We start from the raw sequence: 13,037 nt of genomic DNA on the forward strand, positions 1-13,037 counted from the left end.
CATTCCATTAAAGAACCCGTATCCCATAAATAATATACGCTAAAATTGAAAGATTTTAAACAGCTTTGTCCAAAATTGGCCCATATAAAAAGATCCGGATGCTTGGCTCCGGATCTCAGTGAATCATTAGATTTGTTCCAATAATGTTTTTGTTTCAGAATATACAAGGTTATGCGCTTCAGCGACCGCCTGGTATGTTACATAGCCATTAAGCGTGTTGATTCCTTTCAGCAACGCTTCATTATCCAGGCAAGCCTTCTTGTACCCTTTGTTCGCAATCTGCACAGCATAAGGCACTGTTACGTTTGTCAGTGCGATTGTGCTTGTCCGTGGAACTGCTCCAGGCATATTGGCAACTGCATAGTGCACAACACCATGCTTTTCATAAGTTGGGTTGTCGTGAGTCGTGATTCTGTCAGTTGTTTCAAAAATTCCGCCCTGGTCGATCGCGATATCAACAACGACTGATCCCGGGTTCATGGACTGAATCATTTCTTCAGTCACAAGCTTAGGAGCCTTAGCGCCAGGAATCAACACAGCACCGATCACTAAGTCAGAAGCTTTAACTGCTTCAGCAATATTCAAAGGATTGGACATTAAAGTTGTAATATCAGATCCAAAAATATCGTCTAAATGGCGAAGACGGTCAGGATTCAAGTCGATCATAGTAACTTCAGCACCAAGTCCGACTGCCATTTTCGCTGCATTCGTCCCGGCTACACCGCCGCCGATAATGGTAACCTTTCCTCTTTGTACACCAGGAACTCCGCCAAGAAGGATTCCTTTTCCGCCATGTACCTTTTCAAGGAACTGAGCGCCGATTTGTGTGGACATACGGCCAGCCACTTCACTCATAGGCGTCAGCAATGGAAGTGAGCCGTTTGCCAGTTGAACTGTTTCGTAAGCAATACCGACTACCTTGTTCTCGATCAATGCTTTTGTCAGCTCAGGTTCTGGAGCGAGGTGTAAATATGTAAATAAAATTAAACCCTCACGGAAATATCCGTATTCTTCTGGCAGTGGTTCTTTAACCTTCATGACCATATCCTGTGCCCATGCTTCTTGAGCGCTCTCGACGATTAAAGCGCCAGCAGCTTTGTAATCCTCATCTGTAAAACTTGAGCCGATTCCGGCACCTGTTTCGATATAAACCTCATGCCCGAAATTCACAAGGTTGACGACTCCTGCAGGCGTCATCGCCACACGGTTTTCATTATTCTTTATCTCTTTAGGTACACCGATACGCATTCTTGCATACCTCCTATGTATTAGATTGCTCTTCCATTTCAAGCTGCTTCTTCATACTATTTTAAAAGTGGAAAAAAGTAAAAAGAAACAAGATTGAAAACACTTTCATTTTAGTAGAAAAAAGAGCTTTTGGCAAAACAATTCGTATGAACTTCCCTAAAATATACTATTCTGAATATTAAAGATATTATCTCTCTTAATTATATTTCATATTGACGGTTAACTTTTAAAATCACTCTCTTTTACATTATTCCAACTGCAGCCATCTTCCGTTTGCCAAAAAATTGCTATCCTTTTAAAAGTCAAAGGCTTGCTAAGAACACTAGATTAGCAAGCCCTTACTACTTTTTCTATAATTTGCAGGACCTTTCAGGCTGATTTCCCTAAAAACTATCTCATTTCCTCATCGGCTTCTGCGGCTGCTTTCATCTGTTCCTGGGGTACTATTCCGCTGTTGTAGGAATCCATGATCTGCTGGCTGACTTGCATAATACCCTGGTCATCATAATCATAGGATGACCGGCCTTGTCTCTCCTTTTTATCCATATTGGTTCCTCCTTTGATGTGATGCTTGCATATATAGTTTTCGTTGGATTGTCACAGCTATACCAAGGAAACTGTTGTATAATATAGGTAAAGGAGGCGAGAACTATGGCGCTATATTATAAGAATATTTTAGTTGCCGTTGATGGTTCTAAAGAAGCAGCATGGGCTTTCAAGAAAGCCATTGAAATCGCAAAAAGGAACGATGCCAGACTGGTCATGACCCATATCATCGATTTGCGCACATTTGCCACTGTTGAGGCATATGACCGCACAATCTCTGAGCGTGCGAACCAGTTTGCCACTGAGCTGATGGAAAGCTACAAACAACAGGCAACCGATGCCGGCATTAAAGATGTAAGCTACGAAATCGATTATGGTTCACCCAAGGTCAAGATTGCGAAGGATGTTGCGAAAAAATACAACGCCGACCTGATTATTTGCGGGGCAACAGGAATGAACGCAGTGGAACGCTTCTTTATAGGAAGTGTGTCTGAACATATTACCCGCTATGCATCTTGTGATGTCCTGGTTGTTAGAACAGACAAAAATGATTAATTACCATCATGAATAAAGCACGCAGCAAAAGCTGCGTGCTTCTTACATTTTAATGGACGCTTTTGCTTTTCCGATTTGAACCTCGACCTGTGAAAAACCGGTGCCTCCAGCACTCTTCCTTCGTTCTACCGCATTATACGGATTCAATGCATGATAGATATCTTCCTCGAATAAAGGGTTCATATCTTTATATGTCTCTAACGGGAGATCCGCAAGGTAACAGCCTTTTTGTATGCAAGTCAGCACAAGCTTGCCGACGATTTCATGGGCCTCCCTGAAAGGAACTCCTTTAGCGGCTAGATAATCAGCCAATTCCGTTGCATTGGAGAAGTCATTTTTTACAGAGCCTTCCATCTTCTCTTTCTTAACCTTCATCGTACTGATCATCCCAGCAAAAATCTTCAGGGAGCCTCTGACTGTCTTGACTGTATCAAACATTCCCTCTTTATCTTCCTGCATATCCTTGTTATAGGCTAAAGGCAAACCTTTCAATACGGTCAGCAGACCCATCAGGCTGCCATACACACGGCCAGTTTTTCCCCGGATCAATTCGGCCATATCAGGATTTTTCTTCTGCGGCATGATGCTGCTTCCAGTAGTAAAAGCATCGGATAGCTCGATGAACTGGAATTCCTGGCTGGTCCAGAGAATGATTTCCTCACATAATCTTGAAAGGTGCATCATCAAGATCGAACTGTCCGACAGGAACTCAAGAATGAAATCACGATCACTAACCGCATCAAGACTATTTTCATAAATACCGGCAAACCCCAGCATTTCAGCTGTCATATGGCGGTCAATCGGAAAAGTAGTCCCAGCGAGTGCCCCGGCACCAAGAGGCGAAAGATTGATCCTTTTCAGGCTATCGATAAAACGCTGTTTGTCTCTATCCAGCATCCAAAAATAAGCCATGAGATGATGTGCAAACGAGATAGGCTGTGCTCTTTGCAAATGGGTGTACCCTGGCATCAGTGTCTCGATATTTTGCTCAGCCTGATCGACGAGTGTTTTTTGGAAATCAGTGATCAGTGCAATGATTTCCGACACCTGCTCTTTCAGGTACAAATGCATATCAGTTGCAACCTGGTCATTCCTGCTTCTTGCTGTATGGAGTTTCCCGCCAGTCGGACCAATCAATTCTGTCAGGTGATGCTCCAGATTTAAATGAATATCTTCCAGTTTAGCTGAATAATCCAGTTCACCTTGCTCAGCTTGCTGCGCAAGTTTTTTCAATCCTTGAATGATTTCGTCCGCCTCCGCTTCTGTGATGATTCCACAGGCAGCAAGCATTGTAGCATGGGCGACGCTTCCCTCGATGTCCTGCTTCGCCAATTCCTGGTCAAAGCCGATCGATGCACCGAACTCATCTACCCATTCTTCTGCAGATCCGGTGAATCTGCCGCCCCATAATTTTTTCACACTGTCACCTTCTTGCCCTGGACCATGCTGTGGACAACTGTTGGCAGTCCCCAAAGGTTGATGAAACCAACCGCAGCATTGTGGTCAAACTCGTCATCTGCAGTATATGTCGCCAATTTCTCATTGTATAGAGAATAAGGTGATTTTCTGCCCTCGACGATGGCGTGGCCTTTGAATAACTTGACGCGTACTGTGCCAGTGACATGCTTCTGGGTTGACTTCAGGAATGCAGCCAGCGCTTCCTGAAGCGGGGAGAACCATAAGCCTTCATAAATCAATTCTGTCATTTTTTTCTCAATTACCGGTTTGAAATGGGCCACTTCTTTTACAAGTGTGATATCTTCCAATTCTTTATGTGCCTTGATCAGAGTCATCGCAGCAGGTGCTTCATACACCTCGCGCGACTTGATGCCAACAAGGCGGTTTTCCACATGGTCAATCCTTCCAACACCATGCTTGCCTGCAACGGCATTCAATTCAAGGATCAATTCTGAAAGAGGATATGCTTTGCCGTCAATGGCAGTCGGCACTCCTTCAACAAACTCAATCTCGATGACATCAGGGGTATCAGGTGTATCTTCCAGCTCAGCAGTCAATTCATATGCCTCGACTGGAGGTGCCTGCCATGGATCTTCCAGGATTCCACACTCATTGCTTCGCCCCCATAAGTTCTGGTCGATAGAGAATGGACTGTCCAGATTGATGGGAATCGGTATGCCATTGTTGGCCGCATAAGCAATTTCTTCTTCACGTGACCATTTCCATTCACGTACTGGAGCGATCACCTTAAGTTCAGGATTCAATGCTTTGATGGATACTTCAAATCGAACCTGGTCATTCCCTTTGCCCGTGCAGCCATGGGCTACAGCAACAGCGCCTTCCATTTCTGCAATTTCTACTAGTTTCTTAGAAATAAGCGGGCGAGAAAGTGCCGAAACAAGCGGATACTTCCCTTCGTATAACGCATGTGCCTGGAGGGCGAAAAGTGCATATTCGGTGGCAAACTCTTCTTTGACATCCAAAACGTATGATTGAACTGCCCCTACTTTCAAAGCTTTTTCTTTAATAAAATCAAGGTCCTTACCTTCACCGACATCAAGGCAGCACGCTACTACCGCGTATCCTTGATCCTTTAGCCATTTAATCGCAACAGATGTATCAAGCCCGCCAGAGTAGGCAAGCACCACTTTGTTTTCAGTCATTTTGTTGATCTCCTTTTCTAGTTCGGATATTTATGCATGCATATAAATTTTTATTCATGTTTATAAAATTAACAGGTTTTATCGAACTTTTCAAGGCTAAATTTTAATTTTCCAAAAAACTTCTGATTGGCTAATGTAGAAGAGGAAATGAAAGTATAGTAGAATGTAAGCATGTTTACCGGAATGGGGGCTTCACGAATGGATCAATATTTTCTTTTTAACAGCCGACTGGGCATACCCCTGCCTGATTTTAAGAAGAACTGGGAAGAATATGACCTGGATACACAGCACGCCATCCTGCTTCACTGGGAAAAAATACGCGGGAGCATTCCAGACCGGATTGCCCAGCTCGAAAAAACAATCAACCATAAACAAGCAGAGCTTTCAAATGAGAGTAACTTTATCCGCTCCTGTGAATTAAACAGCGAAATTGCCGAGCTCGCATCCATCATCAACGACCTCTGGCTCTGGTACCGAACACATCAGGATATTACATCAGAGAAGATGCACGGATAACACATTCAATTCCATAAAAAATAGCCTGGGTGAGCCTCAGGCTATTTTTGGTGTCTCTGCTTTTTGCCTATATTGATCGCGCTAATAAGAACAGTCGTACCCTTAATCAGCCATTTCCCATCAGGCCGAGTTCATTGACAGAGGAACCAATCAAAATATTTCCTATTACGGCAATGAATAAGGCAATGATTAGTTTCATCTCAATTGCTTTCCCATTATGACATAAGGCTGTCCATTTTCATTTGGGTAAAACGGCTGTTTAATGACGCGCCATCCCAATGTTTCATATAAACCCCTAGCAGAGTCGTTATCAAGTTGTGTTGTTAATACCGCTGTCTTATGACCTGCTCCATCCAGTAAGTGATTTACCAGCTCTTTTGCCAGTCCTTGATTCCTGAATGCCGGAAGCACACCCAATTCAACGAATTCAAAACAATCTGTCAGCCAGGTTTGTTCCTCTTCTGGATTTAACGCGTCTGAGAGTAATCCATGATAATACTGACCCGGTAGAGAAGAATAGCCATATGCATATCCAGCAATTTCCCCCTGATTGGAAATTGCCACAAACCCTCTGTAGTCAGCATAGCCTGCATGCCTCGTAACTCGTTCCTTGATTGAAAGGTCCTCTTGAGCCCATACTTGTTGATATAAGTCCGCTACTTGGTTTAATAACTCTTTATCTTTATTTATTTCTCTTAACTTAAACATTTCCAGTTCCCCCTTGTTCCCTTCAACCTATTCCAGTGTTTTTTTGACAGCCTTTCCTCCGAATGCTTCAAACCTGTCTGAATTCAGGGCTTTATTTGACAGCTTTTACTCTGAATGCTTCAAACCTGTCTGAATTCAGGGCTTTTTTTGACAGCTTTTCCTCCGAATGCTTCAAACCTGTCTAAATTCAGCGGTTATTTTGACAGCTTTTCCTCTGAATGCTTCAAAACTGTCTGAACCCAGGGCTTTTTTTGACAGCTTTTACTCTGAATGCTTCAAACCTGTCTGAATTCAGGGCTTTTTTTGACAGCTTTTCCTCTGAATGCTTCAAACCTGTCTGAATCCAGGGCTTTTTTTGACAGCTTTTCCTCTGAATGCTTCAACCCTGTCTGAATACAGGACTTTTTTTGACAACTTCTCCCCTTATTGCTTCAAACCTGTCATAATCCCGAACTTATTTTGACAGCTATAACACCAAATGGTCCAAACCTGTCAGAATCCAGGCTCTTTTTACAGCTTCCCCGTTTTTCTCTCTAACCTATCAAATGATTGACTACCTCAGTCGGCTTTAGAGTCTCCTTTTATCAACACTTCAACTTCCTTTTCTCTGGAAACTTCTATACTTAATTCTACAATTTTTACCAAATCCCATTTCACCACAAAAAAAGATGAAATCCGTTAAGATTCCATCCACTTTAATATTTATAAGTCCTTCTTTAATTCTCTCACCACATGTCCAATCTCTGGGATAATCAGTTTTTCCATGGCCAGGCGGACTGCTCCTGTTGAGCCTGGTGTTGAAAAGACCGCCCGATCGTTCACGACTCCTGCTGCGGCTCTTGACAGCAATGCGGCTGAGCCAATATCCTCCTGATAGCTTAACATCCGAAAGATCTCACCGAATCCCGGGATTTCTTTTTCAAAGAGGCTCTGGACTGTTTCGATCGTGACGTCACGTTTGGCGATTCCAGTACCGCCGTTTGTCAGGATGACATCCACTTCTGGGTTGGCGGAGCCTTTCAGGACTTCGGACCTGATTGGTTCTGCTTCATCTTTGACAATCACATAGTCGACGATTTTGTGGCCTGCTGATTCAAGGTACTCCATCATCAACTTCCCGCTTTTGTCGGTTTCGGGTGTCCTTGTATCGCTTACTGTTATGACTTTGCAGCGCACTTGGCTTGGTGCAGCCTGCTTATGCTCTTGTATGCTCATTTCCTACAATGCCCCTTTTTCTTTGAAATATCTCATTTGGTAAAATCTATGGGCAAAATCGGTGACTCTCCTTGTCAATTGATAGTTTGCCCCTGCGCCGATTGCCATCGAGATGATCGGCATCCCCTGGACATGCTTTTTGCGGAACATCAAGATTGCCATACCTTTGAAGACTTGCTTAATTGGCTGTTCAAGCCATGTTACGTCTGTAAGATCGTCATTTCCTTCGTAAAAATAGAAGTCTTCTGCCTGGTCAAGGTCATTTTTCAATTCTTCCCAGCCGGCACTTTGCATCCTCGAAGGCATTGTGGCAGTATGGAAGACCTTCAGCGCGACCATCATCTCAAACGGTGTATTCACCTCGAAACCGTATGTCATCGCAACAAGCTGAACAATTCGCAGATTGATGACCGCCATCGCCGGCATATCGACTCCCAGCACAAGGTTTCCGCCGCTTCCTGACATTCCTCCCTGTACAAAGGAATAGAGTCTATGGCGGGCAATTTGCTGCTTGGCGATGAATTCCAGCTGCTCAATAGGCAGTTCTCTCAGGTCTTTGATCGTATCTAAGTCCGGATCGAATACCCGTCCAGCAGAAAGAATCCGTTCCTTGGCATCCATTTGCAATTGCGAACCCTGGATCAAAGAATGAAGGTGGAAAAGCCAGCTGTCGAACAGCGTAAAAAAGCGCTCCTGGACCTCGACTGGCAATGATGTAAAAGAACGTTCAAGATATCGGTCATATGCCAGTTCAAAGTCATTCGGTTCATAGTCATATAGCTTGTTTTCCCAAGCATTCAAATCATCCAGCACCTTTTGTTCCCGTTGAGTCAAAGGCATCGAAAACCCTCCAGCTAGTGTGAATTTTCTTCCAGTATAGCATAAATTCGGATTCAACATTAAAAGGCAGGAGCACTCAGCTCCTGCCTGAAATCAATTTATTTCGCCAAACGCACAACATCACGTGCAATCATGACTTCTTCATCTGTCGGAATGACCATTACTTTCACTGGTGAGTGAGGATAGCTGATGAATGCTTCTTCCCCGCGAACTTTATTCAAAGCTGGGTCCCAGTAGATACCCATGAATTCCAGTCCCTGCAATACGCGGGCACGGATTGCTGAACTGTTTTCACCGATACCAGCTGTAAAGATGATGGCGTCAACACCGCACATGCGGGCTGCGTATGATCCAATGTATTTATGGATTCTGTCAGCAAACACCTTCAACGCAAGCTCTGCACGGTCATTTCCTTTTTCGGCTTCGTCTTCGATGTCGCGAAGGTCACTTGAGAATCCGGATACACCTAGCATACCGCTCTCTTTATTCAGGACATTCAATACTTCATCCGCACTCTTATCTGTTTTTTCCATGATGTACGGAATCAATGCAGGGTCAATATTTCCTGAACGAGTTCCCATCGTCACACCTGCTAGAGGTGTGAATCCCATGGATGTATCGATAGATTTTCCGCCTTCGATTGCCGCAATACTAGCTCCATTTCCAAGGTGGCAGGAAATCAGGCGAAGGTGTTCCACAGGACGGCCAAGCATTTCTGCAGCACGCTGGGAAACATACTTGTGTGAAGTTCCATGGAAGCCGTATTTACGGATACCGTACTTTTTATAGTAATCGTAAGGAAGGCTGTAAAGGAATGAGTTTTCAGGCATCGTCTGGTGGAATGCTGTATCAAACACAGCAATCGCCGGAACATTCGGCAGTACCTGCTGGAATGCACGGATACCAGTCAAGTTTGCTGGGTTGTGCAGCGGTGCCAGCTCGGAAAGCTGATCAATTTTCTGTAAAACCTCTTCTGTGATCAAGATAGAATCACTGAATTCCTCGCCGCCGTGAACGACACGATGGCCGATTCCTTCGATTTCATCCAATGACTTGATAATGCCCAGTGTAGTCAGTTTATCAAGAAGGATTTTTACCGCAACCTCATGATTCGGAATATCGGTAACTTCTTTGTTTTTTTCTCCATTCACACTGATTGTGAAAATTGAATCCTTCAGACCGATCCTCTCGACGATTCCTTTTGTTATAACCTCTTCGCTCGGCATTTCGAACAGTTGGAACTTAAGTGAAGAACTGCCGGCATTAATTGCAATGATTTTTGCCATTTTGTACCGCTCCTTTTATATAACAACCTGATTAAAAACCCAGTGAAATAGTACACCTTTATTGTGTGCCACAGGCCGTGAATATATCTCTCAATACCCCATTTAAACACTGTCCTTTTCACATTTCAAGAAAAGCTTGCTTAAACGCAAAATGAGTTTTTATTCTGATACTTCTAAGGATTAGAAAAAAATATTATCATGGTGTATTTACCCTTTTGAACGACAAAAGAACCGGCAATAACCGGTCCTTTTCGCTATTTTACTGCCTTTTATTCTCTTTATACCATTGGTCAATTTTATCCAGAACCCGATTGACTGCTGGCCCATCTGAGAATTTCGGCAGCTCTGCAAGGAGTGCCTGTTTTGGAGGCTTCACTTCGTCACCCTTTTTCTGAAGGATCAGGATGCTCTTAGCAGCCTGCTTGGTTTTGAACAAAGAAGCTGGAAGCTGTAAAACCCCCTGGACAATCAGATGATCCTTAATGAATTCATGCAGCATTGGAGCTTGCTCGCTTTCAAAAAGTCCATTCGGGATCATGAAGAACAAGTAGCCGCCATCTTTTAGGTGCCTTGTGCTTTGCTCAATGAACAAATGGTGCGAATACGTATGTCCTTCTGCTGCTTTGACCTCATAATCCGCAGCCCTTAGGTCATTTGGATAATAGCCAACCGGAAGGTCGCAAATGACCACATCCGCCGGATCGACAAACAATGGTTCAAGACTGTCCTGGTTAAAAAATTCAACCGGATGCTTCTGCAGATTGGCATTGACGAATGCGAGGCGGATGAGGAGATCATCAATCTCAACACCTACAGATTCGATTTCTTTATTGGTCTGCTGGTTCAAAACCGTGGCCAGCAAATTCCCCGTGCCGACAGCCGGATCAAGCAGCCTGAATGATTTCTTGTCAACAAATTTACTGACGAGATATCCGATGAACATGCCGACAGAATCTGGCGTCATCTGGTGATTAGGCTGAATATGCTCCTTCATGCCCTTCAGGATCGCCAACTGGAAGCCTTTGCGGATTTCCTCTTTGCTAAAAGAATCAAGAATGATATCTTTGTATGCTTTTTCAAGCCTCTTCTTTGTGACTTCATCTAATTCGTCCTGAAGCACCGTGCCCTGGAAAATATTTTCCCCTGTTTCAGCCAGCGCCTCTAAATATGTACATGAAAGTTCTTCTTTTAAAATGTCCGCTGTAGTATTGAATGCGGTAAATAATTGTTCGACCGGAGTCATACTCAATTTACTTCCTCCCGATTTGAATAGATATTTATCTATTTTAGCCATGTTTCTTGTTCTGTACAAGGTATATGGCTGGAATGTCTCAAGCCATATAGCATTTGTCATGTGGGATTTATGATTCGTCTTCTCTATATCCCTAAAAAGACTTTCTTTTGAAATTCTACACGTTCCCAGCCTTCTGTTTGTCAATTAGACACCTTCTATCGGACACTTTTCTCGATTCCAGCATTCCGTCTGTCCAATCACAATAACAAAACAAGCCGCAGTTTTATTCTGCGGCTTGTTCCATGGTGGCTGATTGTTTTAGTTTGCTTGTTTTGCAGCTTCTACTGCTGCTTCATAGTTCGGGTGGTCTGTTGCTTCGCTTACATATTCTGTGTAAGTTACTTTGTCGTTTGAGTCAACAACGAATACTGCGCGAGCTAGCAGGCGAAGTTCCTTGATCGCTACTCCATATGCTTCACCGAAAGAAAGTTCGCGGTGGTCTGATAGAGTCTGGACGTTCTCGATTCCAGCGGCTCCGCACCAGCGCTTTTGTGCAAATGGCAGGTCAACGCTTACTGTAAGAATCTTGACGTTATCAAGGTTCGCAGCTTCCTCGTTGAAACGGCGAGTCTGTGCGTCACAGACGCCTGTATCAAGTGATGGTACCACACTGATTAGTCGTACTTGTCCTTTTGAATCCTGGAGAGTGACTTCAGAAAGATCGTTTGCAAGCACTTTGAAATCAGGTGCCTGGTCTCCTACCTTTACTTCATTTCCTAATAATGTAACTTGATTCCCCTTAAATGTAACAGATGCCATACCTGCTCATCCTCCTTGTCCATTTTATGTACAGTGTTAATATATCTTTTAAAGAATTTTTTTGCAATTATTTAAAATTGTACTGACGTCGCCAATGACATAAGCAAGCTGCCTCTTCAATTTGAAAAGGCAGCGTTGGCTTAAAACTCTAGGTCAGTTTTTGGTCCGTTGTAGTCGTTTTGGTTTTGGTTCTTGTTCTGGTTGCCTTCCTGACTGCCCTGATCTTTCTTGGACATCATTTGTTGGATTTTTTCCACTGCTTGTGGTGCCAGATCAAGAATCTTCTCGTAAAGATGCGTGCTTTCATCAAGATGGAGCATCTTGACGCCTCTTGAACTCACAATCAAGAAAGCGATTGGCGTAATGGATACCCCTCCGCCGCTACCGCCGCCGAATGGATGTTGCGGTCCTCCTTGCTGTCCTCCTGAGCCACCTGAGCCACCTGAGCCGCCTGAGCCGCCTGAGCCGCCTGATCCTCCCTTTGAACTTTCCAAAACGAATTCACTGCCTCCAGCCGCAAATCCGAAACCCACCTTTGAAACTGTCAGGATTACACTTCCATCCGGTGTTTCTACAGGGTCCCCAATGATTGTGTTGACATCAATCATTTCCTTTAAGCTTTCCATAGCAGTTGTCATTAGTCCTTGAATTGGATGGTCGGACATTCCTGTTTCCTCCTTATTTTAGACAGAATTAGTATTGTCACCGGAAAGTGCGGACAATTGCTTTGATTTGAAGTCAGGCCAGCCGCCTTTCCAATATTTAACCAGCTTTATTCCTGCTAAAATAGCATGCCCGACTCTGACTTGAAACATACATTTAAAACTAGTAATTGAAATGGTTTGCTGAAAACTTGGCGTGATTGTCATGACCGGCATCTCTTTTAGTTTCATATACTGGCTCATAATCCCGATCACACCGCCCTTGGCCGCCCAAAAAGCACCGGTGATCACCGCCGTGGCTGCTGCGTCACCCACGCCAACCATAGTATGCCATTCTATATTGCGGATCGTTACTTTCTTCAGAAATCCTCTGATGATTTTGTGAAAGCCAGCAATATGTGTAAGGAGCTGCCTGATATCATGGATGCTGTTCAGTACATCATTTTTGTCTACTTGAGTGGTTTGATCTTTTTTAATGGTTTCATCAGGACCTGTTTCCGTTTTTTTCTCGGCAACGATAGAAGGGGAATTGTCATCAATTTTTATGACAGGGATGTCAATCTTGTATTTTATGAGTCCACCCCAGGCCTTTAATGTCACTTTTAGATGATCATTATCATTGCCGTGGAAATAATCCAGAAAAATCTTAACTCTAGTAAAAAGGATTATAATGGCCAGCACTGTTAAGAGCAGTATGGCAAGCAGCACCCATTTCATCATCCTCCACAACCTTTCAGCCTATTATTATCAACAAAAAGGCAAAAAAATAAACCTGCCGCAGCAGGTT

At 43.7% G+C, this 13,037-nt stretch carries 14 protein-coding genes; 2 read left to right on the top strand and 12 right to left on the bottom strand.

The window, feature by feature from the left end; genetic code table 11:
* Nucleotides 1–126: 126 nt before the first annotated feature.
* Nucleotides 127–1,248: an alanine dehydrogenase gene (ald, locus tag M3593_RS06055; RefSeq protein ID WP_251541133.1), complete on the bottom strand. Its 1,122-nt coding sequence runs from the start codon at nucleotides 1,246–1,248 to the stop codon at nucleotides 127–129.
* A 390-nt stretch (nucleotides 1,249–1,638) separates the two neighbouring features.
* Nucleotides 1,639–1,794, bottom strand: coding sequence for a hypothetical protein (locus M3593_RS06060; protein ID WP_186326762.1), 156 nt, complete (start codon nucleotides 1,792–1,794; stop codon nucleotides 1,639–1,641).
* Between the two features lie 105 nt (nucleotides 1,795–1,899).
* Here M3593_RS06060 and M3593_RS06065 point away from each other — a divergent pair, with 105 nt between their 5' ends.
* Nucleotides 1,900–2,349, top strand: a complete 450-nt coding sequence (locus M3593_RS06065; protein WP_144477340.1) for a universal stress protein — start codon at nucleotides 1,900–1,902, stop codon at nucleotides 2,347–2,349.
* A gap of 42 nt (nucleotides 2,350–2,391) precedes the next feature.
* Here M3593_RS06065 and argH read toward each other — a convergent pair whose 3' ends face one another.
* Together argH and M3593_RS06075 are read right to left on the bottom strand one after the other, a co-directional pair.
* Nucleotides 2,392–3,768, bottom strand: a complete 1,377-nt coding sequence (gene argH, locus M3593_RS06070) for an argininosuccinate lyase (protein WP_144477337.1) — start codon at nucleotides 3,766–3,768, stop codon at nucleotides 2,392–2,394.
* Nucleotides 3,765–4,970, bottom strand: a complete 1,206-nt coding sequence (locus M3593_RS06075) for an argininosuccinate synthase (RefSeq protein ID WP_251541134.1) — start codon at nucleotides 4,968–4,970, stop codon at nucleotides 3,765–3,767. Before M3593_RS06075 ends, argH begins: the two co-directional genes overlap by 4 nt.
* A 198-nt stretch (nucleotides 4,971–5,168) precedes the next feature.
* Here M3593_RS06075 and M3593_RS06080 point away from each other — a divergent pair, with 198 nt between their 5' ends.
* On the top strand, nucleotides 5,169–5,486 hold the full coding sequence (locus M3593_RS06080) for a DUF4391 domain-containing protein (RefSeq protein ID WP_251541135.1): 318 nt from the start codon (nucleotides 5,169–5,171) through the stop codon (nucleotides 5,484–5,486).
* 195 nt (nucleotides 5,487–5,681) lie between these two features.
* Here M3593_RS06080 and M3593_RS06085 read toward each other — a convergent pair whose 3' ends face one another.
* The 8 genes from M3593_RS06085 to M3593_RS06120 all read right to left on the bottom strand — a co-directional run bounded on the left by M3593_RS06085 (nucleotide 5,682) and on the right by M3593_RS06120 (nucleotide 12,970).
* Entirely contained in the window at nucleotides 5,682–6,194 is a 513-nt protein-coding gene (locus M3593_RS06085) for a GNAT family N-acetyltransferase (protein WP_251541136.1), read from the bottom strand.
* Between the two features lie 702 nt (nucleotides 6,195–6,896).
* On the bottom strand, nucleotides 6,897–7,409 hold the full coding sequence (locus tag M3593_RS06090) for a MogA/MoaB family molybdenum cofactor biosynthesis protein (protein ID WP_144477329.1): 513 nt from the start codon (nucleotides 7,407–7,409) through the stop codon (nucleotides 6,897–6,899).
* Nucleotides 7,410–7,412: 3 nt separating this feature from the next.
* A complete protein-coding gene (locus M3593_RS06095; RefSeq protein WP_251541137.1) occupies nucleotides 7,413–8,249 on the bottom strand; it encodes an EcsC family protein in 837 nt (278 codons plus the stop codon).
* A 98-nt stretch (nucleotides 8,250–8,347) separates the two neighbouring features.
* Complete coding sequence (locus M3593_RS06100) at nucleotides 8,348–9,535, bottom strand: acetate kinase (protein ID WP_144477323.1); 1,188 nt, start codon at nucleotides 9,533–9,535, stop codon at nucleotides 8,348–8,350.
* 259 nt (nucleotides 9,536–9,794) lie between these two features.
* Nucleotides 9,795–10,784, bottom strand: a complete 990-nt coding sequence (locus M3593_RS06105; RefSeq protein ID WP_251541138.1) for a class I SAM-dependent methyltransferase — start codon at nucleotides 10,782–10,784, stop codon at nucleotides 9,795–9,797.
* A gap of 303 nt (nucleotides 10,785–11,087) precedes the next feature.
* Nucleotides 11,088–11,588, bottom strand: coding sequence for a thiol peroxidase (tpx, locus tag M3593_RS06110; protein WP_251541139.1), 501 nt, complete (start codon nucleotides 11,586–11,588; stop codon nucleotides 11,088–11,090).
* Nucleotides 11,589–11,728: 140 nt separating this feature from the next.
* Nucleotides 11,729–12,253 (bottom strand): GerW family sporulation protein, encoded by a 525-nt coding sequence (gene ytfJ, locus M3593_RS06115; RefSeq protein WP_251541141.1) that lies wholly within the window; start codon nucleotides 12,251–12,253, stop codon nucleotides 11,729–11,731.
* A gap of 18 nt (nucleotides 12,254–12,271) precedes the next feature.
* Nucleotides 12,272–12,970 carry a DUF2953 domain-containing protein gene (locus M3593_RS06120; RefSeq protein ID WP_353056072.1) on the bottom strand — a complete coding sequence of 233 codons (699 nt, stop codon included), beginning with the start codon at nucleotides 12,968–12,970 and terminating at the stop codon, nucleotides 12,272–12,274.
* Nucleotides 12,971–13,037: the final 67 nt, after the last annotated feature.

This window comes from Mesobacillus sp. MER 48 (genome assembly GCF_023714225.1).
In the GTDB taxonomy this organism is placed as follows: domain Bacteria; phylum Bacillota; class Bacilli; order Bacillales; family Cytobacillaceae; genus Mesobacillus; species Mesobacillus oceanisediminis_A.

What these genes read in the sequence shown, in the direction of transcription:
- M3593_RS06080 (WP_251541135.1), top strand. Translation starts at nt 5,169, where the DNA reads ATGGATCAATATTTTCTTTTTAACAGCCGACTGGGCATACCCCTGCCT.
- M3593_RS06075 (WP_251541134.1), bottom strand. Translation starts at nt 4,970, where the DNA reads ATGACTGAAAACAAAGTGGTGCTTGCCTACTCTGGCGGGCTTGATACA.
- M3593_RS06060 (WP_186326762.1), bottom strand. Translation starts at nt 1,794, where the DNA reads ATGGATAAAAAGGAGAGACAAGGCCGGTCATCCTATGATTATGATGAC.
- M3593_RS06100 (WP_144477323.1), bottom strand. Translation starts at nt 9,535, where the DNA reads ATGGCAAAAATCATTGCAATTAATGCCGGCAGTTCTTCACTTAAGTTC.
- M3593_RS06090 (WP_144477329.1), bottom strand. Translation starts at nt 7,409, where the DNA reads ATGAGCATACAAGAGCATAAGCAGGCTGCACCAAGCCAAGTGCGCTGC.
- M3593_RS06095 (WP_251541137.1), bottom strand. Translation starts at nt 8,249, where the DNA reads ATGCCTTTGACTCAACGGGAACAAAAGGTGCTGGATGATTTGAATGCT.
- M3593_RS06065 (WP_144477340.1), top strand. Translation starts at nt 1,900, where the DNA reads ATGGCGCTATATTATAAGAATATTTTAGTTGCCGTTGATGGTTCTAAA.
- M3593_RS06120 (WP_353056072.1), bottom strand. Translation starts at nt 12,970, where the DNA reads ATGATGAAATGGGTGCTGCTTGCCATACTGCTCTTAACAGTGCTGGCC.
- M3593_RS06085 (WP_251541136.1), bottom strand. Translation starts at nt 6,194, where the DNA reads ATGTTTAAGTTAAGAGAAATAAATAAAGATAAAGAGTTATTAAACCAA.
- ytfJ (WP_251541141.1), bottom strand. Translation starts at nt 12,253, where the DNA reads ATGTCCGACCATCCAATTCAAGGACTAATGACAACTGCTATGGAAAGC.
- tpx (WP_251541139.1), bottom strand. Translation starts at nt 11,588, where the DNA reads ATGGCATCTGTTACATTTAAGGGGAATCAAGTTACATTATTAGGAAAT.
- ald (WP_251541133.1), bottom strand. Translation starts at nt 1,248, where the DNA reads ATGCGTATCGGTGTACCTAAAGAGATAAAGAATAATGAAAACCGTGTG.